Source organism: Rhodococcus cerastii, assembly GCF_033042195.1.
Lineage (GTDB): Bacteria > Actinomycetota > Actinomycetes > Mycobacteriales > Mycobacteriaceae > Rhodococcoides.
In genome coordinates, this window is record NZ_JAWLKF010000010.1 from 64187 (window position 1) to 90459 (window position 26273).

Annotated in this window: 23 protein-coding genes and 1 tRNA gene; 7 read left to right on the top strand and 17 right to left on the bottom strand. The window is 64.8% G+C overall.

All coding sequences use genetic code 11. The features are described 5' to 3' along the window. Positions 1-96: 96 nt before the first annotated feature. From R3P93_RS17350 to R3P93_RS17365, 4 genes are all read left to right on the top strand, one after another. On the top strand, positions 97-1347 hold the full coding sequence (locus R3P93_RS17350; protein ID WP_317533557.1) for a PucR family transcriptional regulator: 1251 nt from the start codon (positions 97-99) through the stop codon (positions 1345-1347). A gap of 229 nt (positions 1348-1576) precedes the next feature. Continuing rightward, positions 1577-3811 (top strand): VanW family protein, encoded by a 2235-nt coding sequence (locus tag R3P93_RS17355; RefSeq protein ID WP_317533558.1) that lies wholly within the window; start codon positions 1577-1579, stop codon positions 3809-3811. Between the two features lie 148 nt (positions 3812-3959). Continuing rightward, complete coding sequence (locus R3P93_RS17360) at positions 3960-4451, top strand: flavin reductase family protein (RefSeq protein ID WP_068049175.1); 492 nt, start codon at positions 3960-3962, stop codon at positions 4449-4451. A 622-nt stretch (positions 4452-5073) separates the two neighbouring features. Continuing rightward, positions 5074-5958 (top strand): hypothetical protein, encoded by an 885-nt coding sequence (locus R3P93_RS17365; RefSeq protein WP_317533559.1) that lies wholly within the window; start codon positions 5074-5076, stop codon positions 5956-5958. Between the two features lie 246 nt (positions 5959-6204). Here the strand turns inward: R3P93_RS17365 and R3P93_RS17370 are convergent, their stop codons facing one another. The 3 genes from R3P93_RS17370 to R3P93_RS17380 all read right to left on the bottom strand — a co-directional run bounded on the left by R3P93_RS17370 (position 6205) and on the right by R3P93_RS17380 (position 9837). After that, positions 6205-8040, bottom strand: a complete 1836-nt coding sequence (locus R3P93_RS17370; protein ID WP_068049178.1) for an acyl-CoA dehydrogenase — start codon at positions 8038-8040, stop codon at positions 6205-6207. Between the two features lie 79 nt (positions 8041-8119). Continuing rightward, on the bottom strand, positions 8120-8743 hold the full coding sequence (locus R3P93_RS17375) for a class I SAM-dependent methyltransferase (protein WP_317533560.1): 624 nt from the start codon (positions 8741-8743) through the stop codon (positions 8120-8122). A 23-nt stretch (positions 8744-8766) separates the two neighbouring features. Continuing rightward, entirely contained in the window at positions 8767-9837 is a 1071-nt protein-coding gene (locus R3P93_RS17380) for a DUF4185 domain-containing protein (RefSeq protein WP_094687155.1), read from the bottom strand. 179 nt (positions 9838-10016) lie between these two features. Here R3P93_RS17380 and R3P93_RS17385 point away from each other — a divergent pair, with 179 nt between their 5' ends. Further along, a complete protein-coding gene (locus R3P93_RS17385) occupies positions 10017-10451 on the top strand; it encodes a MarR family winged helix-turn-helix transcriptional regulator (protein ID WP_094687077.1) in 435 nt (144 codons plus the stop codon). Positions 10452-10457: 6 nt separating this feature from the next. Here the strand turns inward: R3P93_RS17385 and R3P93_RS17390 are convergent, their stop codons facing one another. The 5 genes from R3P93_RS17390 to R3P93_RS17410 form a co-directional block, all read right to left on the bottom strand. Next, a complete protein-coding gene (locus tag R3P93_RS17390; protein ID WP_176460173.1) occupies positions 10458-10619 on the bottom strand; it encodes a hypothetical protein in 162 nt (53 codons plus the stop codon). A 196-nt stretch (positions 10620-10815) separates the two neighbouring features. Then, entirely contained in the window at positions 10816-11466 is a 651-nt protein-coding gene (locus R3P93_RS17395) for a TIGR04282 family arsenosugar biosynthesis glycosyltransferase (protein ID WP_317533561.1), read from the bottom strand. Beyond that, a complete protein-coding gene (locus tag R3P93_RS17400) occupies positions 11463-12116 on the bottom strand; it encodes a glycosyltransferase (protein ID WP_082898705.1) in 654 nt (217 codons plus the stop codon). The genes R3P93_RS17395 and R3P93_RS17400 overlap by 4 nt, the downstream gene beginning before the upstream one ends. After that, positions 12109-13167: an NAD-dependent epimerase/dehydratase family protein gene (locus R3P93_RS17405; protein ID WP_094687074.1), complete on the bottom strand. Its 1059-nt coding sequence runs from the start codon at positions 13165-13167 to the stop codon at positions 12109-12111. The genes R3P93_RS17400 and R3P93_RS17405 overlap by 8 nt, the downstream gene beginning before the upstream one ends. After that, on the bottom strand, positions 13164-13961 hold the full coding sequence (locus R3P93_RS17410) for an S-methyl-5'-thioadenosine phosphorylase (RefSeq protein ID WP_094640604.1): 798 nt from the start codon (positions 13959-13961) through the stop codon (positions 13164-13166). Before R3P93_RS17410 ends, R3P93_RS17405 begins: the two co-directional genes overlap by 4 nt. Positions 13962-14073: 112 nt before the next feature. Between R3P93_RS17410 and R3P93_RS17415 the strand changes: the two genes are divergently transcribed. Continuing rightward, the gene (locus R3P93_RS17415; protein WP_255183106.1) at positions 14074-15357 is read left to right on the top strand and encodes a glycosyltransferase family protein; all 1284 of its coding nucleotides are present in this window, start codon (positions 14074-14076) and stop codon (positions 15355-15357) included. On the opposite strand, the gene R3P93_RS17420 is transcribed toward R3P93_RS17415, so the two are convergent. From R3P93_RS17420 to R3P93_RS17440, 5 genes are all read right to left on the bottom strand, one after another. Next, complete coding sequence (locus R3P93_RS17420) at positions 15344-16009, bottom strand: methyltransferase domain-containing protein (RefSeq protein WP_094640605.1); 666 nt, start codon at positions 16007-16009, stop codon at positions 15344-15346. The genes R3P93_RS17415 and R3P93_RS17420 overlap by 14 nt on opposite strands. Further along, positions 16006-16476, bottom strand: a complete 471-nt coding sequence (locus R3P93_RS17425) for a hypothetical protein (RefSeq protein ID WP_094640606.1) — start codon at positions 16474-16476, stop codon at positions 16006-16008. Before R3P93_RS17425 ends, R3P93_RS17420 begins: the two co-directional genes overlap by 4 nt. A 93-nt stretch (positions 16477-16569) precedes the next feature. Then, positions 16570-17262 carry a hypothetical protein gene (locus R3P93_RS17430; protein WP_094640843.1) on the bottom strand — a complete coding sequence of 231 codons (693 nt, stop codon included), beginning with the start codon at positions 17260-17262 and terminating at the stop codon, positions 16570-16572. Positions 17263-17424: 162 nt separating this feature from the next. Beyond that, positions 17425-19011, bottom strand: coding sequence for a GMC family oxidoreductase (locus tag R3P93_RS17435; protein ID WP_317533562.1), 1587 nt, complete (start codon positions 19009-19011; stop codon positions 17425-17427). A 29-nt stretch (positions 19012-19040) separates the two neighbouring features. Then, complete coding sequence (locus R3P93_RS17440; protein ID WP_176460203.1) at positions 19041-20759, bottom strand: aldehyde dehydrogenase family protein; 1719 nt, start codon at positions 20757-20759, stop codon at positions 19041-19043. A gap of 188 nt (positions 20760-20947) precedes the next feature. Here R3P93_RS17440 and R3P93_RS17445 point away from each other — a divergent pair, with 188 nt between their 5' ends. Further along, a complete protein-coding gene (locus R3P93_RS17445) occupies positions 20948-22135 on the top strand; it encodes a PucR family transcriptional regulator (protein ID WP_094640608.1) in 1188 nt (395 codons plus the stop codon). Positions 22136-22138: 3 nt separating this feature from the next. Here R3P93_RS17445 and R3P93_RS17450 read toward each other — a convergent pair whose 3' ends face one another. The 4 genes from R3P93_RS17450 to R3P93_RS17465 all read right to left on the bottom strand — a co-directional run bounded on the left by R3P93_RS17450 (position 22139) and on the right by R3P93_RS17465 (position 26272). Beyond that, positions 22139-23095, bottom strand: a complete 957-nt coding sequence (locus R3P93_RS17450) for an esterase/lipase family protein (RefSeq protein WP_068049230.1) — start codon at positions 23093-23095, stop codon at positions 22139-22141. A 167-nt stretch (positions 23096-23262) separates the two neighbouring features. Continuing rightward, a complete protein-coding gene (locus R3P93_RS17455; protein WP_317533563.1) occupies positions 23263-24114 on the bottom strand; it encodes a glycoside hydrolase family 16 protein in 852 nt (283 codons plus the stop codon). A 271-nt stretch (positions 24115-24385) separates the two neighbouring features. After that, positions 24386-24459 (bottom strand) — tRNA-Gly (locus R3P93_RS17460). Positions 24460-24490: 31 nt separating this feature from the next. Continuing rightward, positions 24491-26272, bottom strand: coding sequence for a putative bifunctional diguanylate cyclase/phosphodiesterase (locus tag R3P93_RS17465; protein WP_394855322.1), 1782 nt, complete (start codon positions 26270-26272; stop codon positions 24491-24493). Between the last annotated feature and the right edge of the window lies 1 nt (position 26273).

The window sequence follows — 26273 nt, forward strand, 5'->3', positions numbered from 1 at the left end:
AAATCGACCTGTCATGTGGGCTCAGTGCGCAAAACTGTTCAGGTGGGTGCTCCCGATGGTCGACGCGCATCGGCGCGTTCGGCTGCCCGCGGAGCGGTGACTGACTCCGACCAGGAGAAAATTCGGAGTGCGTGGGCCGCGTTGACGCCACGGGCCGACGCGATCGCCGACTCCATCACGCTGGCGCTGATCGAGCAGGAACCCGCCTACCTGGCCAGTTCCACTCCGGACATCGCCGGCGAGATCAGGCGCAGTACCCGTGAGCACATCAATCAGGGCCTTCGCACGTTGTCGGGGCTACGTACCGCGAACGACAACACCCGTGAGGTGTGGCGTCGTACCGGCAGGGAGCGTGCACGCCAGGGCATTCCGATGGAGTTGGTGCTCAAGGCGTACACGCTCGGGAGTCGGACGCTGTGGGAGGAGTTGATGCTCGAGCGCGAGCAGCGTCGAACCAGGATCGACGAGCATCTGCTTCTGGTGGCCGGTCAACAGTTGTGGCGTGCGCTCGACAGTCAGTACGAGACTCTCGTCGAGGCATACCGCCGGGAAAGCGCTCGAATGCAGCAGCGGGATATCGCCAACGTTCTGGTGATACTCGACGGCCTCCGATCGGGGCGAGGTGGCGATCCGGCATTCGTCATGGAAGCTCGTGCCACTCTTGGCCTTTCGGCATCGCAACAGATCGCTTGTGTGGTCGGACCGCTGGACGATCAAGGGTCGCCGCCGCTCCCGGCACCCGAGGACGCGTTGGATCAGATCGGTGCAGTCTCGCATTGGAACACCAGGGACGGCCACCAGTTCGCGCTCGTCGCACTCGGAACCGGATCGTGGAACTCCGTCGTCGACGCGCTCGCTGCTCGGGCTGTCGGGCCGGTGGGGGTCGCGCATTCTCCGGAGGGACTGTCGTCGTTCGCGGCGGCGTACCGCCTTGCGGCATTGACAGCCGAGACCATCACCGAGGACAGCGGCGTTGCCTTGGCGACGGACCGACTGCCCCGCGTGATCATGGCGGCCGACGACCAGTCGTCGGAGTTGCTGGTTCGCCACGCTCTCGGAAAGTTGTGGACGCACCCGGAGCCGCATCGAGGAACGCTGCTCGACACCCTGGCGCACATGCTCGCGTCGGACGGCTCGCCCACCAACGCCGCCAAGGCGCTCTACTGCCACCGAAACACCGTGATCTACCGGGTTCACCGGATCGAGGAGTTGACCGGGCACGATCTGACCGATCCGCGAGATCGGCTCTTGCTCACCCTCGCGCTGGTCAGGACGGGACATTGGGCCCGAGCCGTCGGGCAAGGGGACAGTTCGACGACCCGTGGATCATTCAACCGAATGAATTGACGAGACAATTTCGCAGTCGTTGTAACGAGGTGGCACAGCCTGCATATATTCCAGTTGGCTCCGTGCTGCTGCCTGACCCCCGACCCGGCAGCAGCGCGGAGCCTTTGTCGTTCCTGCGCCGATGGTCTCCGAGTGAGCGTCACCGTTCGGTTTGCGTAAGCTCGTGCCGGGGGTACGCCGTGCAGAAGGGCGGAACGAACAACCAACGGTGGTCCTGGAAGGGTCGAACGTGAGCGAGGGCAACAGTAGGTCGGGTGACGCACCCAATGGTGCCGAACCGAAACCCGACGTACCGCCGTACGACGCTCCCACCGAGGTCTTCGGTGCGATCGGCGACGAGGCGGCCGGTCCCGAACATGCATCCGACGCCGAGCAGATCCCGGAAACGGAGCCCGAGCCGGCATCCGAGGTGGAAGCCGACACCGCTGAGCCCGAGTCCGACGACGCGGAATCCACTGTCGCAGACCCGGCCGTCGACGATGTCGAGACCACCGAAACCGCCGTCGCCGCTGAGGCTGGGGACGCGAAGCCCGATGCGGTCCCGGCCCCTCCACCGCCGCCCGCAGCCGACGAATCGCCGACGATCGCGCAACCCGTTGTTCCCGCAGAGGCCGATGTTCCTGCTGAGACCGTTGCTCCTGCGCAGACCGTTGTTTCTCCCCAGGCCGAGTCGCCGGTCCAGCCACCGGTGATTCCGCCGGAGGACGGAGCGCCGCAGGCCGCCGACGGGTCCGGGTTCGTGCCGCCGTGGCGGAAGATCGCGATCGGGACCGGCGCGGTGGTTGCGGTTCTCACGCTGCTGTATGCGGCGGATTGGATCACCTCCAGCGACCGAGTACCCCGTGGTGTGACCGTCGCCGGGATCGAGGTCGGCGGCAAGAGCCACTCCGACGCCGAAGAACTCCTGCGCTCGGAGCTCGGTGCGCGCGCCGAGCAGCCCGTATCGGTCGACGTCGGCGACCGACAGGTCGAGGTACTGCCTGCCGCTGCCGGTCTCGGTGTGGACTGGAACGCCACGCTCGACCGCGCCGGATCGCAACCGATCAACCCGATCACTCGACTGACATCGTTCTTCGGCAGCCGCGAGATCGGCGTCGTGTCGACCACGGACGAGCAAGCGCTCACCGCTGCCGTCGATGGCCTGCGGGTCGAAACCGACCGCGACCCCGTCGAAGGCGACGTCGTGTTCGACGGCAGCACACCGATTGCCGTCGCGCCGTTGGCCGGTCGGATACTCGACGCCGACGGGACGCGTCGCAACCTGCAGACCGAATGGGCCTCGGGCGCAACGGAAGCGGTGTACGAGTCCACTCCCGTCACGGTGACCCAGGAAGCCGTCGACCAGGCGCTGGAGAACATCGCCGCACCTGCGGTGGAGGCACCGGTGATTGTCGCCGGTCGCGAGAACGTCGACGCGACGCTGCCGACGGATCGGGTGGGCGAGGTTCTCCGCTTCGACCCCGACGGCCAGGGCGGACTGACCCCGATCTACGACACCGACGTCGCCACAGGCATTCTCGCGCCGCAACTCGTGCGCACCGAGGTACCGCCGAGGGACGCGTCGTTCACCTTCTCCGGCGGTGCACCGACCGTCGTCCCCGGAGAGATGGGCGAGCTGGTCGAGTGGCGCAAGACCCTCGAGCAGTTGCCTGCCCTGCTGTCCGCTGACGGACCCCGCACCACCGAGGCGATCTACGAGCCGGCCCCGCCCGCTCTCACCACCGAAGCCGCGCAGAATCTCGGTGTGCGAGAAGTGATTGCCGAGTACACCACCGGCGGATTCGAGTACGCGTCGGGCGTCAATATCGGGCTGACGGCGCAGATCGTGAACGGTGCGCTCGTGAAGCCGAAAGAAACGTTCTCTCTCAACGAGTACACCGGTCCGCGAGGTACCGCGCAGGGCTTCGTCGAGTCGGGGATCATCGACAACGGTCGACCCGATCGCGCCGTCGGCGGCGGCATCAGCCAGTTCGCGACGACGCTCTACAACGCGTCCTACTTCGCCGGTATGGAAGACACCGACCACACCGAGCACAGCTACTACATCAGCCGATACCCCGAGGCGCGCGAAGCGACGGTCTTCGAAGGTGCCATCGACCTGAAGTTCACCAACCCGAACGACACCGGTGTGGTCATCCAATCGTTCGCCGATTCGTCCAGCGTCACCGTCCGACTGTGGGGAACCAAGACGGTCGACGTCGAATCGATCACCGGTTCGCGAACCAACTTCACCTCACCCGACACGGTGACACTGCCCGCAGGCGCAGGCTGCGTCGCGTCCGGTGGAGGCCAAGGATTCACCGCCAGTGACACCAGGGTGATCAGCGATGCCGCGTCGGGCAGGGAAATTTCGCGGAACACCCGAACGGTGAAATACGACCCGATCCCCATCGTTCGATGCGTTCAGCCCGATCGCCCGGCACCCGCGGCGGACCCGGCTCCGGAACCGGAAGAAGACGAGTGATGCTGCAACCGCGAGAGGGTCATTCGAATCACGTCGATTCGGACTGTAGCGTTGCCGCCCGATCGGGTGTTTGCTTGCACTAGGTGTTCGCTCGTCGGAACTGTGCCCACGCGGGGTTGCATCACAAGATCGAAAGGGAGCTTCGTCCATGACGCTCACACGTACCGTCCTCGATCAGCAGACGCTTCGTGAGGCGTACGCGCAGTTCCCGAGCGGAGTGGTCGCGATCGCCGCGAAGATAGACGGCGTCCTGGTGGGCTTGGCGGCCAGCAGCTTCGTATCGGTGTCCATCGACCCGCCCCTCGTCGCGGTGTGCATCCAGAACACGTCGACGACATGGCCGAAACTCGAGTTGGCACCCAACATCGGCGTCAGCGTTCTCGGCGAGGCACACAACGACGCCGTCCGTACCCTGGCAGCCAAGACCGGTGACCGATTCGCCGGCCTCGACCTCACCGTCACCGACGGGGGAGCAGCCTTCATCGTGGGGGCCACCGCATGGCTCGACACCACCATCGAGCAGCAAATCCCCGCGGGCGACCACGCAATAGTGTTGCTGCGCATACATTCCCTGGACGTCCAGAGTGAAGTGAACCCAATCGTGTTCCACGGCAGCAAATTCCGCAAACTGCAGCAGTAGCGGCTGTTCCCTGTTCGGCTCCCCAGGTCCCCCAGGCTCCCCAGTCTTCGTCGGTTCCCTAGGTCCCCCGCCTCCCCAGTCTTCGCAAAAGCGCGCGCGTTTGTTGAATGCGCGCGAATTGGTGGCCCGATCGGGGGCAATTCTGCGCGCACCTGACGGCTGCGCGCGCATTTGTGGGGTCCGGCGTTGGTTTCGCCCTTCGACGCTTCGTCGGGTCGGCCCGCGTGACGATGCACCGTCGGCCTGTTCCCTGTTTCCCGTGTTCCTGTGTTCCCTGTTCCCGTTCGCCTGCTTCGGTTCCCCAGTCTTCGCAAAAGCGCGCGCGTTTGTTGAATGCGCGCGAATTGGTGGCCTGATCGGGGGCAATTCTGCGCGCACCTGACGACTGCGCGCGCGTTGGCGGCTCCGGCGCCACAGCGAACTGGTACGCCCGTACCTGTATTCATCCACAGGTCCGAAGTTGTACACAGGCAGGTACTTTCGTCCTCGGATCGGTGCGCGCATGGTCGAGACTCGAAAGATGAGGGATGACCGAATGGTGCGACGCTCGGAGGCTCTTGCCGATGGCAATGCCGATCACGAGCTGCGAGCAATGTATGAACGCGGGGGCTGGGAGCGTTTGGTGAATGGCGTCTACGTTCCGACGTCGAGGCTGGCCGGCCTTTCGGAGCAGGAGCGGCATCGGCTGTTGATCGACGCCGTATTTCCGATGATTGCGGACGGCAGCACGGTGAGTCACCGTTCGGCGGCGCTACTGCACGAATTACCCTTGCCCACGGGCGGATTCGACAAAGTTCACGTCACCCGACGCCGCCGCGGCGGAGGTCGAGCGAATGCAGCGGTGATCGTGCACTGTGCGCCGTGGGTACCCAGCACCACCGTCGACGGAATTCCCGTGACCTCATTGGCGCGGACGGTTGTCGACCTTGCCCGTACCGAGCCGCTTCTGTCGGCGGTGATCGCAGGTGACTCAGCTCTGAAGCGCTGCGATCCGAAGGAGCTTGAGTCGGAGTTGCAGCGTGCTCGGGGATGGAAAGGTGTGGCGCAGGCGCGACGAGCCATTTCTCTCATGGACGTTCGGAGCGAAAACCCCGGCGAGTCTCAGAGTCGAGTCATTCTGCGTGAGAACGGATTCGACGTGGAATCGCAGGTGGAGATCCTGGATCCGGACGGGCGGACGGTGGCGCGGATCGATTGGCTGGTCAATGGCGTCGTGGTGTGCGAGTTCGATGGTAAAGCCAAGTACACCAAGTACCTACGGCAGGATGAGCACCCCGGCGACGTGGTGTTCAGGGAGAAGGTGCGGGAGGACGCGGTGCGCGATCTCGGCTATCCCGTCGTGCGCTGGACGTGGGCAGATTTGGCGAATCCGGCGGAGCTGGTGGCGCGCGTGGCCCGAGCTGTGGAGCGGGCTGCTGCCCTGCCTCCACCACGAGGGACGGTGCGGAGTACCTCGTGCGGCCCGCAAATGCGCGCGCATTCGCCGAATGCACTCGAAATTGCCTGAGTATTCGGCAGAATTCGCGCGCATCTGACAAACGCGCGCGCTTTTGCGGCGGCTGGGGGTTTGCAACCCCGCGCATCTGACAAACGCGCGCGCTTTTGCGGCGGCTGGGGCTCGCACCCCCGCCTCCCAATCAAATGCGCGCGCTTTTGCGGCAAACCCGGGCCCCGCCGCGACACCACCGCCCCGGCGTACATATGACAACGGCCGCACTCGAGAACGAGTGCGGCCGCCGAAGAGTTCAGGGAATCAGAATGCTGCTTCGTCCAGTTCCATGATGTCGTTGTCGATGTTGGTGAGGATGGCGCGGGTTGCCGTGAGCTGCGGCAGGATGTTCTTGGCGAAGAACGAGGCCACTGCGATCTTGCCCTCGTAGAACGCCTTCTCCTTGCCCTCTGCGCCGTTGTCGAGTGCAGCGATGGCGATCTCGGACTGACGCAGCAGCAGCCAGCCGATGAGCAGGTCTCCGAAGCCCATGAGGAAGCGCACCGATGCCAGGCCGACCTTGTACAGCTCGGTGGGCTGGTCCTGTGCGCCCATGAGGTGCTGGGTCATCGAGGTGACGATGGCCTGCACGTCTTCGAGTGCGGTGGCGAGCAGTGCGCGCTCGGCCTTGAGTCGACCGTTTCCTGCTTCGCTGTCGATGAACGACTTGATCTGTCCGGCAACGTGAGCCAGTGCTACGCCGCGGTCGCGGGCGATCTTGCGGAAGAAGAAGTCCTGCGCCTGGATGGCGGTGGTTCCTTCGTACAGCGAGTCGATCTTGGCGTCGCGGATGTACTGCTCGAGGGGGTAGTCCTGCAGGAATCCGGAGCCGCCGAGGGTCTGCAGGGATTCCGCGAGTACCTGGTAGGCGATTTCGGAGCCGACGCCCTTGACGATGGGCAGCAGGAGGTCGTTGACGCGGTATGCGATGTCGGCGTCTGCGTCCGAGACCTGCTTGGCGGTGACCGGATCCTGGTGTGCGGCGGTGTAGAGGTACACCGCACGCAGGCCTTCCGAGTACGCTTTCTGCATCATGAGGCTGCGGCGCACGTCGGGGTGGTGGGTGATGGTGACGCGGGGAGCGGTCTTGTCGGTCATCTGCGTCAGGTCTGCGCCCTGGACGCGCTCCTTGGCGTACTCGAGTGCGTTGAGGTAGCCGGTGGAGAGGGTGCCGATTGCCTTGGTGCCGACCATCATTCGAGCGTGCTCGATGACGTCGAACATCTGCGCGATGCCCTTGTGGACCTCGCCGACGAGCCAGCCCTTGGCGGGAATGCCGTTGCCACCGAAGGTGAGTTCACAGGTGGCGGAGGCCTTGAGGCCCATCTTGTGCTCTACGCCGGTGACGAAGGCTCCGTTGCGCTCGCCCAGTTCGCCCTTCTCGAAGTCGAAGAGGATGGACGGCACGAAGAACAGGCTCAGGCCCTTGGTTCCGGGTCCGGCACCTTCGGGGCGGGCGAGTACGAGGTGGAAGATGTTCTCGAAGAGGTCGTCGGACACTGCCGAGGTGATGAAGCGCTTGACGCCTTCGATGTGCCACGAGCCGTCGTCCTGCTTGATCGCCTTGGTGCGACCTGCTCCGACGTCGGATCCGGCGTCGGGCTCGGTCAGGACCATCGTGGCACCCCAGCCGCGCTCGACGGCCACCTTGGCCCATTCCTTCTGCTCGTCGGTTCCGTTGTGGTACAAGATGTTTGCGAATCCGGGGCCTGCGGAGTACATGAACGCGGCCGGCTGCGATCCGAGGAGCATCTCGTTGATGCCCCAGAGCAGGTTGCGAGGTGCTGCCATGCCACCGACTTCCTCGTCGAGGCCGACGCGCCACCACTCGCCGTCGTAGAGCGCCTTGAACGACTTCTTGAAGGAGTCGGGCAGCTTCAGGCTGTGGGTTTCGGGATCGAAGACGGGCGGGTTGCGGTCGGCGTCCGCGAAGGACTCGGCCAGCGGTCCCTCGGCAAGGCGTACGACCTCGCGCAGCATGTCGCGGGCTACTTCACCGTCCATGTCGCCGAAGTTGTCGCCTTCGAGTGTCTCGTCGAGTCCGAAAAGCTCGAAGAGGTTGAACTCGAGATCCCGGAGGTTGCTCTTGTAATGGCCCATTGCTCGTTCGCTCTCCAGTCGGTGGTGCGGTCTCGTGAGTACCGCCCAAGTTAGCTACTCGTCGGTAACTTAACGGATATTACCCCCGATCCGGTTCGCTGCCAAGGGGAGGCCTACTCGCCAGTAGCAATGCGTCGATCGCTGTGCCGCCGGTCACGTCGCGATAGCGGTTTTCGGCAGTGAGGATGGTCAGTCCAGTACCGATGTCCGACGCCAAATCCTCTGGCGTGTAGAGGATCTCGGCTTCCTGTGGACCACCGACGCCGGAGTCGATGTTCGCGGAGTGGTGTCCGAGAATCATGAGGATTCCATCAGGTTTCAGTGCGGAAACGGCGACCGAAACGGCCTTCTGCCGTTCGTTCGGGGGCAAGTGGAGATAGAACATGAGAACCAGGTCATAGTTCGGTTCTGTTGACAACTGCGTCACATCGGCGTGAACCCAGGTCAGTCGCTCGCGCACCGACCTTGGTGCCGAAGACGCCACGTCGTTCGCCCTCGTCAGCGCTACCGCGGAGAAATCGACGGCGTCGACGGTCCAGCCGCGGGTTGCCAACCAGATCGCGTTGCGACCCTGGCCGGACGCGAGATCCAGTGCGCGACCTCGCTCGAGCGCCGTCGCGACTTCGACGAGCGTCGCGTTCGGTGCCTCGCCGTAGACGAGTTCTCGGCCTTCGTACTTGCGATCCCACTCTGCGGCGTCCACCTTCGGAAGCCTAGTGGCGGTTCCTACAGCGTCGCGCGCAGCAGCAGCACGTTGTAGTTCTGGTAGACCGTCGCCAGGAAGTACAGGTCGCGGCCGGTCGAGTAGGGATGGATGTACGGCGCGTAGATGGAGCTGACCTCGCGGGTGTCGACCAGAACCTCCGGTGGGCTCCATGGCCCGACGGGTGACGGCGAGCGTCGCAGGACGATCGAGTTGGCGTTGTCGGTCGTCATCATCAGGTACTGACCGAGGGCTGCGTTGTACGCGACGGAGAGTTCACCGACGCCGCCGACGATGGGTGCGGCCGCGGCCGGGTCGCCCTTCTTCCAGTCCTGGCCGGTCCAGTACTCGTATTCGCCGAGTCGGGCGATGTCCTGTTCCTTGACGCGAGCGACGTGGCCGAGGTTGAAGCGGCCGGGCGGGGTGCCGTACTGGTAGACGTAGCCGCCGTCCTTCAGGTAGGCGCTCTGCTGGAAGTTGCGGTCGCCGCCGACGCTGGGCCGTTGGGTGTCCGGTAGCGCTGCCCAGTTCTCCCCGTTGTCGTTCGACACGGCCAGGCCGGAGAAGTTGGTCTCCCAGGTTCCCGGCGGTCCCCAGTTCTTCACGGACATCAGGTTGAGGTATTGACTGTCGCCGACGGCCACGCCTGCCGTCGGGATTCGGCTGATCTCGACGAACGGGATCTTGGGGCTGGGGACGACCTCTTTGGTCTGGCCGATCGGGTCGAGTACGACGCTGTCGAAGTTCATGCCGTCGGCGAGGTTGCGGTCGTTGCTCCGTACGATGGCGTTGCTGCGCCACGACCACAGGCTGCCCTGCAGCAGGTTGGGTATGCCGAGGCCGGCGGTATCGCCGAATGCCGTCAGCACCTCGCCGCGGCCGTTGTCCCACATGATGCCGAGATCGGTGCCGATCATGTTGACGTTCTGCGTGTTGTTGGGACTCGAGATACCGGTCACCTGAGCGACGGCTTGTGCGCGACCCTGAAGCTGCGGCAGCCCGAACGTGCCGTTGAGTCCGGCAATGGGATTGACCGCATTGGGATTTGCGAGGGCGTTGGGCCCGGTGACCAGCAGCGACGTGGCTACGGCCATGGTGGCAACGGTCAAGACTCTGGAACCAACGCGACGCACGACGATCTCCCCCAATTCGATTTCACTCCCCGGCAACCGACGAGAACCATATCAGCGGTTTGTTCGAGGCGGAATAAACCGAGCGATCCGCTGTTTCTGGGAATCGGGCGAATGCACCTCGGTGTCGTAATCTGGACAGCGTGAGTGATCTGCCCGATTCCCGGCTGGCGAGGGATTTGTCCGTCAGTGCAATGCGATTGAATCGGAGACTCCGACTGCGCCATTCCAGCGACAGATTGCCCGTCGCTCAGCTGTCGATTCTGACGACGTTGCTTCGTGAGGGGCCGATGACGACGGGGGAGTTGGCGGCGCGTGAGCGGATCAAGCCGCCGTCGGTGTCCAGGTCGTCGCACGCCTTGGTCGAGTTGGGTTTGATGAGCCGGGAGCCGCATCCGACGGACGGCAGGCAGGTGGTTCTTCTGTTGACCGATGCGGGCACGGCGACTGCACGGCAGGAGGTTGCCGCTCGGGAAATCGCGCTGGCGGAACAATTGGACGAATTGACGCCGCAGCAGCGCCAGACGCTGGCCGCAGCGGCTCGTATTCTCACCGAGATCGTCGAGCGGGTCGACTGAGCGCAGTCAGTTCTCGTGGTGAAGTTCGTGCTCGAGAGCCTCGACGTCCCACTCGATCGTCGACCCCAATTCCTCGGAGTCACCCCGGCGCGCGACGCGGCCGAGGACGGTGGCGACGACTGTCGCGAACACCATCCAGACGGCTACGCCTATCAACAACCCGGTCATGTCACACTTTCTAGCACCTGTGTCTGTGAAATAGCCGTGAAACGGTGGTTCGGCTTTGTTGCGATTCGATATTGGTCGCCTGCGGTCCGGCAATTCGGGCAGATCGAAGGTGCTGTTCCACAACGGATGTGGAGATTGCGGGCTCGATGCGGCATTTCGGTCGAAACAGACCTGACGGAACGGACCGAGGCCGCTTTCAATTACCGACTTTTTCGACGGCAATATGGAACCGACTGTTCGGTGCGCACAATTGCACCACCGCTTCGAGATCGGACTCGAAATCGACATCGCGCAATTCCGGGAGCATCGTGATCGACGCCCCGGCCGCGGTCAAGGCATCGAGTGTGTCGGAGCCCGTCGACGGGGCGGACATGGGCACGTCGAGCAAGAACCGAGCGAGTTCGGGGTTGCGAAGGCCGAGCGCCCACCAGCCGCCGTCCTCGGCGAATCCGAGTACGTCAGTGTTGCCGAGTTGCGCGGCCGCGTCGGACAGCAAGTGCGCCGTGACCTGAGGGGTGTCCATGCCGATCTGCAGTACGGAACCGGTGGTGGCCGCGTCGGCGTGGGCATTGGCCAGTCGTTCGCCCAGCCCGTCGCCGCGCTGCGCTACGACCGTGAACGACGCCAGCGCGCGGGTCAGTTCGTCGACGCGGGCCGCGTCGGCGAGATTGCCGGTGAGGGCCACGACACGGCGGTCGACGTCGGCGGCCGAGACGGCGTCGAGGGTGTCGAGCAGCGAGGCCGCCGCCAGTTCGGCTGCGGCGGAGTCGCCGATCGTGGCGGCGAGCCGGGTCTTGGCCAGCCCGGGTACGGGGGCTTTGGCGACGACGAGAGCGGTGACGGTCACGAGAGCACCTTCCAGAAATCCCGCACGGCGACGATGGTTCCCTTCACCGATCCCGAGACCTTCGACGTTCCGGCTGTCCGTGGTCGGTAGACCACGTCGTGTTCGACGACGGTCCAGCCGGCTTCGGCCGCCAGTACCAGCAGCTGCAGTGGATAGCCCGAGCGGCGGTCGGTGACGCCGAGGTCGAGCAGAGCCTGACGGCGTACCGCGCGAATGGCTCCGAGGTCGTGCACGGGCAGCTTGTACTTGGTGCGAAGCCGAAGTGAGAGAACGGCATTGCCGATCCTGGCGTGCAGGGGCGAGCTTCCCTTCGCCGGTCGACGGCGACCGACGGCGAGGTCCGCATGGTCGAGGGCCGTCACGAGGGTCGGCAGGTCACGCGGATCCATGGAGCCGTCTCCGTCGAGGACGCAGACGATGTCGGTGTCGGCTGCCACGACGCCTGCATGCACTGCTGCGCCGTAGCCGGGCACGGTTTCGGAGATCACCGTGGCTCCGTGGGCTGCGGCGACGGCGGCGGTGGCGTCGGTGGAGTTGTTGTCCACCACGATCGTGGAGTAGCCCGCCGGTACCGAATCGAGTACTGCCGGAAGCGATTCGGCCTCGTTCATGCAGGGGATGACGACGGTCACCGATTTCTGTTCAGACACGGGGTGGTCCCGTGCCCTCGGCGTCGCGCAACGGTGCGTCGGCGAATGCGGTGAGACCGTCCCTCGGCATGATCCTCGCGCGGAATCCCAGGGTCTGTTCGGCCAGTCGGGAACTGGCGACGATGTGCCGTACATCGCCGGCTCGGTAGCGTCCGGTGATCTCGGGTGTAGGCCCGCCGCGTGCTTCGGCGAGGATGGTGGCGACCTCACCGATGGTGATCGGTTGTCCCGAGCAGACGTTGAGGGCGGTGAAGCCCTCGGTCTCTGCGTCGATCGACGCGATGTTGGCCGCTGCGACGTCGTGAACGTGCACGAAATCGCGGGCCTGCTTGCCGTCCTCGTACACGGTCGGGGCCCGGCCGAGTTCCAGCGACGAGCGGAACATCGCTGCCACACCGGAATACGGGGTGTTGCGGGGCATGTTCGGTCCGTAGACGTTGTGGTAACGCAGTGCGACCACCGAGCCGCCCGTCGATACCGCCCACGCGGAGGCGTAGTTCTCCTGTGCCAGTTTGCTCGCCGCGTAGATGCTCCTCGGCTCGAGTAACGAATCCTCCTCCACCAGAAGCCAATCGAGGGGCTCACCGGACCTCGGATCGCGATTGTCGAACAAGCCGGCATCGAGATCGGCGCGGGTGCGGGGCGGCGGAACTACGGTCTCGCCCGATGAATTGAGATAGCGCCCTTCGCCGTAGACGACCATCGACGAGGCGAGAACCAGCCGCGAACAGCCCGCCTCGTACATCGCGGCGAGCAGAACTGCCGTCCCGTAGTCGTTGTGGCTGGCGTAGGCGGGGGCATCCGCGGCATCGACGCCGGCGCCGACGACGGCGGCCTGGTGACACACGACATCCACCCCGCGCAATGCGTCGACGAGCGAGTCCTTGTCGCGCACATCGAGATCGATGATTCCGTCGGCGCGCGCTCCTGGGCCGTGAGCCGATTCCAGCATGGCGTCGACGGCAACGATCTCGTGGCCGGAGGCGGCTGCCGCATCGCGAATGTGGCCGCCGATGAATCCGGCTGCGCCGGTGAGCAGTACCCGGGTCATGGCAGCTCGATCGGCAGCGTGAGGCCGGTGTGCACCCGACAGGTCGGGCAGTCGCCGGTGGGAGCGTCGGAGATGGCCGAGCGCACCAGTGCCTTGAGTGGCTCGATGTTCTTCTGGAACTCGGCGAACACGTCCACCGCCTTGACGCCCTGACCGGACTCGATGCCGGCGTCGAGGTCGGTCACCAATGCGATCGGTGCGTAGCAGAGTTCAAGTTCGCGAGCCAGAACGGCCTCGGGGTGGCCGGTCATGTTCACCAGCGTCCAACCCTGGCGCGCGAACCACTGGCTCTCGGCACGAGTGGAGAACCGAGGACCCTCGACGACGACCATGACGCCGCCGTCGATCGCCGAGTCCTGGACCGCGGACTTCCGGAGCGTCGGGCAGTACGGGTCTGCGAATTCGACGTGAATCCCGCCCTCGTCGAAGTAGGTCTGTGCTCTCCCGGACGTTCGGTCGACCAGTTGATCGGGAATCACGACGGTGCCCGGGCCGTACTCGGACACCAGGGATCCGACCGCGCACGGGGCGAACACTCGGCTCACCCCGAGCATCCGCAGCGCCCACATGTTGGCGCGGTACGGCAACGTGTGCGGTGAGTACTCGTGATTGCGGCCGTGTCGGGGCAGAAACGCCACTCGCCGACCTTCCACCTCGCCCAACGTGATCGGGGCGCTCGGAGCGCCGTAGGGGGTGTCGAGCACTACCTCCTGGGCGTCGGCTCCGAAGAACGAATAGAAGCCGCTGCCGCCGATGACGGCTATCTCGGCCCGCCCCGTCGCGTCGTTGTCCATCTGCTCATCCTCCATCACCGTCGGTCGATATGCTGGTCCGAAGTCGTGTTCGCCTTCAAGTCCGCAGGGAGAAAAGACTATCCGTTACTGGAGAGAAGCCGTCGCAGGCACGTTGGCCGTCGTGCTCGTCGTGGTCGCATTCGTCGTTCCGTACCTGGGAAACGAACTCGTCACCCCCATCATCAACAGAACTCCGCAGCAGGTACGTGACTTCGCCGATGCGGCGCCGCTGTTCGGCTTCCGCGAGATTCACGTGGGATGGGGAACTCCTGTCGCCGTTCTGATAGCCGTCGCCACTGTGCTGTGGGGGCCGACGGTCGCACGCCGACTGTCGTGGACGCGACTGTTGTTCGTGGTGTGGGGCGCGTCGGCGGCCTGGACGATGTCGCTGGCGATGGTGGACGGTTGGAAGCGCGGCTTCGTGAACCGGCTGGCATCGACGGACGAGTACCTGCACGAAGTGCCCGGCATCACCGACATTCCCGCCACGCTCCGCGGATTCTCCGAACGCATTCTGGACTACCAGGCCGATTCGTGGACGACGCATGTGTCGGGTCATCCCCCCGGCGCACTGCTCACTTTCGTGTGGCTCGATCGTCTCGGCCTCGGCGGAGGAGCCTGGGCGGCGACACTCTGTGTGCTGGTCGGCACGAGTGCCGCTGTGGCGCTGGTACTCACGCTCCGGGTGCTCGGCGACGAGAACATCGCGCGGCGGGCAGCACCGTTCGTGGCCATCGCCCCGGCCGCGATCTGGATCGCCGTTTCCGCCGATGCGTTCTACGCCGGTGTCGCCGCGTGGGGAATTGCGCTGCTGGCGATCTCGACGAAGCGCTACCTGTGGCCCGCGTCGATCGGTGCGGGAGTGTTGCTCGGTTTCGGCGTCTACCTCAACTACGGGTTGGTGTTGATGGGCCTGCCTGCGATCGCGGTGCTGATCGCCGGGCGAAGGATTCTGCCGTTCCTCGGCGCGCTGATCGGTGCGCTGATCGTTGCCGGGATCTTCACCGCGTACGGATTCTGGTGGTACGACGGTTACTTGCTGGTGCAGGAGCGCTACTACCAGGGCATCGCGAAGGACCGGCCGTTCGAGTACTGGGGCTGGGCGAACTTCGCGGCGCTGTTCTGTGCGTTGGGTGTGGCTGTGCCCGCGGCGTTCCCGCGGATACTCACTCGGCTGGAGCCGATCAACCTGTTGGTGATCTCGGCGATCGCGGCAGTGGTCATGGCGGATCTGAGTCAGTTGAGCAAAGCGGAGACCGAGAGGATCTGGTTGCCCTTCGCGATGTGGATGCTGATCGCGCCTGCTGTGTTGCCGATCCGGACGCATCGTTTCTGGTTGGCGCTGCAGGTGATCGGCGCGTTGGCGATCAATCATCTCCTGTTCACGAATTGGTGAACGGGGCCAGCGTCATCTGAGCGAACCAGCGCCCGTGGATCGGTGCCACGTCCACCACTCGCAGGCCTGCGGCGCCGGCGAGATCTGCGGTGGCGTCGGCGCTGACACTGGACCAGGCGAACCAGTCGCCGACCATGGTGTCGGTTTCCCATCGAACGGTGCGGTGGCGAATTCCCGTGTCGCTCGGCGCATCCACTTCGGCGATGACGGCTCCGTGGGGGGCGAGCAGGTCGGCGGCCCGGCGAAGCAGACGCACCGGGTCTCCGCCGATGCCGATGTTTCCGTCCGCGAGGAGGACACACGACCAGTTGCCGGTGTCGGGCAGTGGCTCGAAGAGGTCGCGGAGAACGGCGTTGCCGCCGCGTCCGATGGTCAGATCGACGGCGGCTCGGGAGGTGTCGACACCGAGTGCCGAAACGCCGCGTCGAGCAAGCGCTTCGGTGAGTCGACCCGGACCGCAGCCGAGATCGATCGTGGGGCCGGTACAGCGGCTGAGCATCGCGTGATCCGCGCGGCGATCCTCGGCCGACGAGGCGCTGCCACCCATCCAACGCTCGGTGGGAAGCTGCTGCCTGCTGCCGTCGGAATCGCCTATCCAGCAGGGTAGTCCGGCTGCTGCGCGGTTGAAGAGTGTATCGGCGGTGACGCTCATGCTCGGCTCCGTACGAGGGTCCATCGGGTGAAGTAGGCGGCTGCGCTCACGGTGAACAACACGGCGGTCAGTGCGAGCCAACGTCCGAGAAAGGGTTCCTGGGTCAAACCGGTTGCGGCTCGGTACGATTGCGCGCCCTGAGAGAGAATGCCGGGAAAGAACATCAGGAAGGTCAGGGCGGCTCCGAGTGCGGGAACTCGAACGAAGTTCACCGGCGACACGGCCAGGCGGTGTCGCGGAATGCCGGTGAGCAGCCGATCGGCCAGTGAGTAGAGCGGGAAGAGTACGGCGTCGTGCAGCAGTACCGATCCGAAGAACCACACGAGAACGGATTTCCACCACACGTCGTTGTTCCACAGAGCCTGCGGCCCCATGAGTGCCACGACGTAGCCGACCAGCGCGAACGAGAGCAGCAGACCGACCGCGTGTAGCGGGTGTCCACCGTAGATCTTCGTGAAGGCTCTCATGCGAGGTTCCTGACCGTGCGATGCAAACACTCGTGCGCGAGCGCCGCCGTTTTCACGGCGACAACTCGCGCACGGGCGTTCAGGAGACTGTGATTAGGCGGTGTTGATCGTGATGGTCGCAACGCCCACGAGCAGTCCCGGGGTCACAGCATCGGTGTTGAAGGTGCTGTTGAGCAGTCCGGCAGCGGTCTCCGAGATCTTCACCTCGGTGCCCTGCAGGATCGCGGTGTTGTCCGGTCCGGTAGCGAGCGGCTGCAGGGTGCGGCCGTCGAGATCGAACAGAACTGCGTCTGCGGCAGCTTCCTCGCCGTTGACCATGACGTCACCGGTGAGAAGCGAAGTGCCCGGATCGATGTCGAAGTTGATGAGCTCGACGACGGTCTCGCCGGCGGTCAGCGACAGGCCGCTGCCGTCGTGCATGATCTCGCCCTGGACGTAGGGGTCGACGGTGCCGGGCTCCCAGTACTTGACGTCTCCGCCGGTGATCGGGAAGCGGATGGATCCGTCTGCGAGAGTGGCGGTTCCGACGACGCCGGGCGTGAGGCCCAGGGTGGTCAGCGCGCCGGTGAAGCCGGGATCCAATGCAACTGCGGTGTCGACACCGGTGAGGCTGTCGACCTCGGCTGCGGGCTCGGGCTCGCTCTCGGTGGTTTCCATGGCCGACGCTGCCGAGGAGGTGGCGTTGTCGACGGTGTCGGACGCCTCGTCGCTGGAGCATGCGGCAAGCGGGACGATGGTGAGTGCACCGATTGCGGTGGCGGCCAAAGCTTTACGAACAGTGAACATGTCGGTCAACCTTCCGTGCTCGTCTCTCGAGCGTTGTGGGTCATTCGGCGCTGCTTGCCGAGCGGATGGGTTCCATCTCGATCCCTTGCAAGGGAGCGTGTCCACCTGTTACCCGACAAACCGGACTGTCAAACCGGAATTTTTCCGAAGGTTCACTCGGGATCAACGAAGGATCAGGTCCGCAGCTCGTTCGCCGATCACCACCGACGGCGCGTGAGTGTGTCCGCGGATGATGCTGGGCATGATCGACGCGTCGGCGACGCGAAGGCGATCGACGCCCCGCACTCGCAGCTCGGGATCGACGACACTGGCGGGGTCGTTGCCCATACGCGCAGTGCCCACGGGGTGGTACAGCGTGTGCGCATTCTGTTCGAGGGCCTCGGTGAGCAGGTCCGCCGGGGAGATGTTCGACGCCACCCTGGGGCGTACGACGTCGCCGAGCAGTCCCTTCAACGACGGGGTTTCGGAGATGGCGACGCAGGCGCGCAGGCCTTCGATCATCGCTTTGCGGTCCAGTCCGTCGGGGTCGCTGAGGTAGCGGGGTTCGACGATGGGCTTGGCCGACGGGTCGGCCGATCGGAGGGTGATCTCGCCGCGGCTCTCGGGTTTGACGAGTACCGCGCCGATGACGGCGGCGTGCGAGTCCTGGCCGACGAGTCCCTCGTCGAAGAACGGTGCCGGTCCGAAGATGAGTTCGAGGTCGGGCAGGGCCAGGTCCTCGCGGCTCTTGATGAATCCGTACGCCTCGGCGACGTTGGAGGTGAGCATCCCGCGTCGGCGCGCGAGGTAGTTGACCAACTCGGGGATCTTCTCGGCGTGGAAGAGGGAGTCTCTTTCGGTTTTCCAGCCGACGAGGGCGGCCAGGTGGTCGAGGAGGTTCTGCCCGACGCCGGGCGCGTGGTGTTGGACGGCGATGGCGTGGGACTTCAGCTGTTCCTGGTCTCCGATGCCCGAGAGCATCAGTAGTTGCGGGGTGTTGATGGCTCCGCCGGAGAGGATCACCTCTTTGCGTGCGCGCACGGTGTGTGTCTGCCCGCCGGAGGCGTATTCGACTCCCACCGCCGCGCTGCCCTCGAAGAGCACACGGGTGGCGTGTGCCTCGGTGAGGATGGTCAGGTTCTTGCGCTTCTTCGCCGGTCGCAGGTAGGCATCGGCGGTGCTCCACCGTGCTCCGCGCTTCTGGTTGACCATCGTGCGGGTGAAGCCCTTGGGCTCGGGCAGGTTCGCGGTTTCCAGCGGATAGCCTGCTTCTTCGACGCCGTCGAGGAACGACGACGTCAGATCGCGGGGGCTGCGCTGGTGGGAGACGATGAGGGGGCCGTCGGTGCCGGCGTCGACTGCCGTTGTGCCCTCGATGTTCTCGATCCTACGAAAGTATCCGACGAGGTTTCGGAAAGACCACGAGTCGTCGGACACCGCTGCCCACTCGTCGTAGTCGGCGGCGAATCCGCGCACCCACATCATCGCGTTCATCGACGACGAACCGCCGAGCATCTTGCCGCGCGGCCAATAGATGCTGCGATCACGCAGTTCCGGTTGCGGTTCGGTCAAGTAGTCCCAATCGACCTCGCTGCGAAAGAGTTTGGAGAACGCAGCGGGAATGTGGGCGAACTTGTTCTTGTCCTCGGGGCCGGCCTCGAGGAGAACCACCTCGTTGCGTGGGTCTGCGCTGAGGCGATTGGCCACCACCGCGCCTGCCGAACCTGCGCCCACCACGATGTAGTCGGCCGTCGTGCGCTGAGAGCTCATGATTTTCCTTCGGTCGTCGACGGTGGGTTCTACCCGCGCAGGGCGGAGGCGAAGATTGCCGGCAGCTTGGACCAGGACGGTGCTCCCGCGAATGCGGTGAGCAGCTTGCCCGTCGATGCTGCGGTCTTGTTGGTGACGAACCACGGTGGCTTCGGGGAGATGGAGAGTTCGCCGTTGATCAGCGAGCGCGGCATCGGCCGGAAGGGCCCGCGCACCACTGTTCGCTCGGCTCCGTCGATCAGTAAGGCGTTGTGCACGATGCCGATTCCGCTCTGGACGTCGTCGACGGTGTGGCCGGGGAATGCGCCCCAGGTGGCTGCTGCGGTGAGGAATCCGATGGCCGTCCAGGCGTTGACGGCGATGGTGCCGTAGCGCAGGTCAGCGAGCATGGTGTCGAATTTCTCCCCGAGTCCCTTGATGGTGCCGGGGGTGCCGATGATGTTGATGCCGAGGGTGCCGGTGAATTCCTCGTTCGCGGCCTGAACCGCCTTGGCTGCGAATGCTGCTCCGCTGTAGGGCAATTCGATGATGCCCATGACCGGTGCGAAATACTCGGTCTGCAGCAGCGGTGCGTATTCACCGGGGTTCAGGTCGGTGATGAGCACGCGGCCACCGCGCTCGCCGAGGCGCTCGGCGGACGGGTAGGTGGCGGTGGCGTCGGACACTCGCTTGTCGCTGCCGGGGTAGTACGGCGCACGGGCGGGCGCGCGGTCCAGCGCGGCGCGCAGGGCGGCGACGAACTGGTCGCGCTGCTTCCATTCCGAGGACAGCACGACGACCTGCGAAGCGACACAGTTGTATCCGCTGTTGTGCAGGCGTTGGGTGGCGATGTGTTCGGCCTGGAACTCGATATCGGCGCGGCTCCACTCTCCGGGCAGAACGATGGTGGGCGAGACGCCACCGAGTTCGCTGGAGATCTCCTTGGTGAGGATCGGGTCGTTGGCCGCCTTGCGGGCAGCGCCGTCCGGGCCCGGACCGAAGACGATCGCGTCGTGCGTGATGGCGCTGCCGGTCATGTGGACGTGGTCGACACGATCGTGCTGGACCAGGTAGGTGCCCACGTCGGCTCCGCCGGTGAGCAGGCGCAATGCACCGATGTCGACGAGCGGCGCGAGGACTTTCTCGAACACCGGCAACAGCGGATCCATGATCGGGTTGAGCTTGAGTGCGACGACTCGATTGAACGCGATCAGTTCGTACAGTGCGTCCAGCGGCGCGATCGAGGTGATGTTGCCTGCGCCGAGTACCACTCCGATGCCCGCGGTGCGGGTGGGATCGAGCTGGGCGAGGCCTGCGGTCCGCTGTGCGGTTGCACGGTCGATTCCGGGCTTCAGCCATACCTCGGCGGTGAACCCGTTGAGCAGGAGGCGCTCGAAGATGTTGAGAGGCAGCACCGACACCGTCGTGCGCCCACCGGGTGCCGTTCCGAACGTGGCACCGGCCAGCGGACTGCTACCGGCTTCGAGCGCCGCCAGTGTGTGCGCCACGGTGCCGAGTCCGTTCAGGAACGAGTACGGACCCGACAACCATTCCTCTCCGACGAGGGTGGACGAGGCGTCGAGTCCCTTGATCGACGCTGCCGCCGTCACCCACTCCTGCGCGTGAGCTGTGGTCAGCGCGTGCACGCGTTCGAGCAGGGCACGCCGCTCGGCCAGGGTGAGGCGTCCCCAGTTCTTCTCTCCCTCGGACAGATCGGCGAGTGCGGAGTCGACTGCCTCGGTGGGTCCCGGCGTCGGTACGGGCTTCAGGTGTGGGGTGACGTCGCTGGTCAACTTCTCGGCTCCACTCGTCGTTCGGGTACACGCTTCCACTGTGATTGTGGTCGCACTCGGACGTGGGACGCTATGGGCCACGGCTCTCAATCGGATGCAGCGGTTTGTGCAGCCGCACAATTTGGCTGTGGCGTGGCTTACACGGGTGAGGTTAGAGTTCGGTCATGACCGCCACCGAATTCGACGTGCATCCGTCACCGACCGATCTGGCCGCGACGATGCTCGACGGCGTCGACGATCTGGCTACGGAACTCGTGCGACGGATCCTGGGGGCCGAGCACGCCTACCTGGAATCGACGCTGCTCACCACCGAGCAGCTCTACGAGGCGTCGCGGAGCAATCTGGCGTCGATGCTGGGCAAGCTGTCCGGTCGTGCTCCCATGCGACTCGAGTCGGCTCGGGACGCGGGCCGACTCAAGGCGGAGCAGGGGGTACCGCTGGCTGCCCTGCTTCACGCTTTTCGGCTGGGCGGCAGGTTGGTCTGGGACGAATTGATGGAACGTTCGGACGGCCGGGCGAGTCATGCGCTGCTGGACATGGCCGCCCAGGTCTGGGCTCTGGTCGACGTGTACTCCGACGAGGCAGCGGAGGCCTATCGAGAGAGTGCCGACATGCGTGCGCGGGAGAGCGCCGAAGCCCGTGGACGCCTCATCCGTGTGCTCTTCGCCGATCACGGCGCGAATCCGACTGCGGCAGCGGACGCATTGCGCACGTTTCGCATTCCCGACCACGGCTACTTCGCGGTGGTCTCGCAGGAGCCGTTGACCGCAGCGATGGGAATCGACGGGTTGATCTCCCGCCTCCGTACCGCGGGTGCCGAATCGGTGTGGGACGCCGAGGTGGACGGCAGCGTCGGGCTGATCTGTGCTGCAACGGAATCGGAGATCGATTGCGCGTTGATCACGCTGAGCGAGCTGTGTCCGGGACGGGTGGGGGTGAGTTCGGTCTTCCGGTCTCCGTCGGGTATCGGTGATGCCGTCGGTCAGGCCCGGTTGGCGAGGTCGTGCACCCCGAACGCGGCCTCACCGTCCGCGCCGGTGCGCTACGACTCCGTGCCGGTACCGCTGCTGCTGGTCCGCGATCCCTCGTCGGGCCGCATCGCCTCGCGTCAGATACTCGGTGATCTGCTGGCGCTGCCGCGAGCCGAACGGCAGAGCCTGCTGGACACTCTCGACGCCTGGTTCTCGTGCGGCGGTTCCACCCGCGACGCCGCCGAATCGCTGCACTACCATCGCAATACGGTGTTGTATCGGCTGCGTCGCATCGCCGAGCTCACCGGACGCGACTTCCGTGATCCGATTCAAGCCGCGGAACTCTACGTCGGGCTCAGGGCGTATCAGCTGCTGACGTGAGGGTCAGTGGCTGGCGAGGACGACGTCGAGAATTCCGGCTCCCAGCGGCACCGGTACGCAGGTCGGGGGACGCGCGTTCGCCGGGTCGAGTGCGTTGAGCGCCAGCCGCAGCGCGGTGGGGTCGTAGGTGAACGTGAAGTGCGCTACCTCGGTATCGGGGCACACGTCCTGCACCACGATGTTGTGCGCTCCCGGATCCCGCAGCAGCGCATTGGTGTACGGCTGGATCACTTCGTCGACCCTCGTCGCGATGGAGGTGTACTCCACTCCGGGCACGGTGTCGCCGCCTGCATTGAGGCGTTCGAGAAAATCGGATCCGGCCATCAGTTGGGCGAGCCCTGGGCCGAATTCGCCCGCTACGACCCCGGTTGCACCCGGCACTGCCTGTACGACGGGCGCTACTCCGTACATGGTGCCGCCGTAGGTCGGTGATGCGATGCCCACCCATCTGTCGACCACGTAGGCACCGCCGAGCCTGTTGACGAAGTATCGAGCGACCGCGGCACCCTGCGAGTAGCCGACCACGTCGACTGCTCCGGCACCGGTTGCCTGAAGTATCGACAGTGTCATCGACTTCAGTTGCGCTGCACTGTCTTCGATGACGCCGTACCCGTTGGATTTGCCGTCCGGCGAGGTGCCGTAGTTGATGGCGAAGACGCAGAATCCGGCTGCTTTCAGGATGGGGGCGAAGCCGGCCCAGTCGGAGTACGCAGTGGCGTCGGTGCCGTGTACCAGGACGACTGGATTCGGGTGCGCCGCAGTGGGCTTGCAGCCCATATCGTTGGCTCCGGGAGGTGCGGCGTCGCGATTGGATGCGGCGTAGCGGATGGCATCGGCGTGATCGGGCTGCTCGGGGGCAGCGGCGATGGGCATCAGCGGCCCCGCGTGCGCGGAGGGTGCCAGCAGCGCAGCGGCAGCGACGAGTACGAGGGTGATCAGACTTCGCCGTGGCCCGCGCATGAATAGACGGTATTCCTCGAACTGTGGAATGTCCCTATGAGTGGGGGTGTGGACTGAGAAAAGTCACAAGAATTGTTCTTCGCGCGAAACCGTGCCTGGCGCGTACACCGCACGGGACCCAGCCGTGGTGGCTGGGCCCCGTGCGGAGAGAAGGATTGCTCTGCAGGTCAGAGGCGACTCACACGCAGCCAGTCGACACTCATCGTCTGCGGGTACGGCGTGCTGTTCAGCGTCTTGCCGGTCCAGTTGTTGCCCACGGCGACGTTGAACAGGATGTAGTGCGGCCATGCGCCCGAGAACGCCTTCCAGTTGCCACCCTTCGCCTCGTACTGGGCCTGAGTGAAGGAGTATCGAGCGACCCCGTCGACGAACCAGGTGATGCTGTTCGGTAGCCAGTCGATGCGGTACGTGTGGAATCCGTTGCCGACCGGATTCATACTGCCGCCGGTCTTCACATCTTGATTGGAGTTCCACTTCGAGGGACCGTGCAAATTGAATGACGGTCCGTACAGTCCGGGAATTTCGACGATGTCCACTTCCCCTTGGCTGGGCCATGAATATTCGCCACCGGGTTGTAGACCGAGGGTCCAGAATGCGGGCAGCAGGCCCTGGGCGCTCGGCATCTTGATCGATGCTTCGATGCGCACCGGCGGCGTCACCGATTGCTTGCCCATGCTGACCACGCGGGCGCTGGTGAAGTTGTACGGTGCCCGCTTGCGGTCCGGTGGTGTCTCTCGACGCGCGGTGATGTTCAGTGAGCCGTTGAACTGGTTGGCGTTGTTCCAGGAGTCCGTATAGTACTGCTGCTCACCGGAACTCGCGCCCCAGCGGCCGGTCTGAAACCCCCATTTGGAGGGGTCGGGTCCGCCGTGCCCGTTGAATTGGTCTTCCCACAGCACGGTTCCTGCTCCGCCCTGGGTTCTCGGGGGCGCGGCGAGTGACGGGGCTGCGGTCGCCGACGAGACGGCCACGGCCATCGTCGTCAGGGCGACCGCGACAATTGTGAATAGTGATCGCATGAGGGGGATTCCTGTCAGGGTCATATGTCGGTGAACAAATGTCGACATTTGATTTCTAGCACGGCAAACTAGGCGACAGAAGTTTCTTTTGAAATGCAGGAATTCTTGCGAATACAATGAATGAATTAGCCTATGTTACTGGTCGGTAGCAAGGGTATCGACCAATGGTCTGCGGTGGTCGGTTTGTTTCAGGAGTGACCGCAGTGACTAGGGAGGGTTAGCGAAATCAGCGGTGTGGGCGAGGCGGAAGCGACTCGAGGGGGAGCCAGCGTGGAGCCGGTGACGGGAATCGAACCCGCCTCTCAACCTTGGGAAGGTCGCGTTCTACCAATGAACTACACCGGCGTGTGGTGCGGGTGTCAGGTTAGCAGGGCGTTCAGATGTCGATTCGCACGCCGTGCAGCAGGGTGAGGGCGTCGTGTGCGGCTACCGGCTTGGAGAACAGGTATCCCTGTGCGCGGGTGCAGCCCAGTTCGATCAGGGTTTTTCTGGCGGTCTGTGTTTCGACGCCTTCGGCGATGATGTTCAGTCCGAATGCGTCGGCGAGTCCGATGATGGATTGGACGATGGCGAGGTCGCCGGTGTCTCTGGCTCCGAGGTCGGTGACGAAGGCGCGGTCGATCTTGAGTGTGTCGACGGGGAGTTCCTTGAGGTGCGACAGGGAGCTGTATCCGGTGCCGAAGTCGTCTATGGCCACTTGCACGCCGAGCTCGCGGAGTTCGCGGAGTGTCACACGGGTGCGGGAAAGGTCTTGTACCACTGCCACTTCGGTGATCTCGAGGCAGAGATCGGGCCCGGCTATCGAGAACTCCGTGAGTGCTCTGGCGACGGCTCCGACGAATCCGTTGGTCACCAGTTGGACGGGGGATATGTTGACGCGCATCGCGATGTCGAGGTGGGGGATTTCGCGTTGCCAGTCGGCGAGGGTGCGGCAGGCGCGGTCGAGGACCCAGCGGCCGAGTTCTCCGGCGAGGTTCGTCTCCTCGGCTACCGGGATGAATGCGGATGGGGGGAGTAGTCCGCGGGTGGGGTGTTGCCATCGGACCAGTGCTTCGACTGCGGTGATGCGTCCGGTGACGAGGTCCACCTCGGGCTGGAAATGCAGGGTGAGTGAGTCACCTGCGATGGCGTCGCGCAGATGGATTTCGACGTCGTTGCGGAGTTCGGCTTCGGCGTGCATCTCTTCGGTGAACAGGGCGATGTCGTGGCCGCCTGCGCGTTTGGCCACGAGGGCGGCCTGATCTGCTTGCCGCAGAAGCGACTCGGCGGTGTGCTTGCCCGGTTGGCCGAAGGCGATTCCGATGCTCGCGCTTCTGCTGATGCGTTCGACTCCGAGGGTGACGGGGGCGTTCATGGCATCGGCGATCATCTCGGCGTGGTGTGTCGCGACGCGGGCCGAGCAGGGCCCGGCCAGCACAACCAGGAATTCGTCGCCGCCCAGGCGCGCGACGAGACCGGCCGACTTGCCGACGAAGCTCTGCAGTCGATCGGCGATGGTCTCGAGGTAATGGTCTCCGGCGAGGTGGCCCAGAAAGTCGTTCAGTGCTTTGAGTCGATCGAGGTCGATGTGCATCACCGCGACGGGGCCGGGCATGGACGGGTCGAGCCGTTCGCGGAGGTGTTGTGCGAGGGCCGTGCGGTTCGGCAGCTTGGTGAGGTGGTCGTGCAGCGCCGAGAATCGAAGTTGTTCTTCGGCGATCACCCGCGACTGCAGTTGAGAGAGCAGGGCCGCAATTGCTTTGAGCGCGTTGAGTTCTGCCTCGGACCAACTTCGGTCACCGATCTTGATGAAGCCGAGGATGCCGGTGGTGCGTCCGGAGTGCAGCAGTGGAACGACGGCCATCGAGGTTGCGGAGAATCCCGACCCCTGCTCGACGCGTCGGCGGTAGTCCTCCTGTTCCGGATCCGGCCGAAACACTGCCGGTTCGGTCAGTGTTTCGGCCAGGCGGAATACCGAGTCTGCGTCGTCGAAGTAGACCACTGCCAGTGGATCCGGATCGGGCACGGTCAGTCGAGGTGGCCATTCCGCGGTGAGTCTGGTGGCTCTGGCCTCGAAATCGTTGTGCCGGAGGAAGCTGAAGTCGATGCCGAGGTAGTCCACGAGTTGCCGCAGTACGGATCCGTAGGCCTCGCGCACCGTCGCCGCATCGACTCCCATG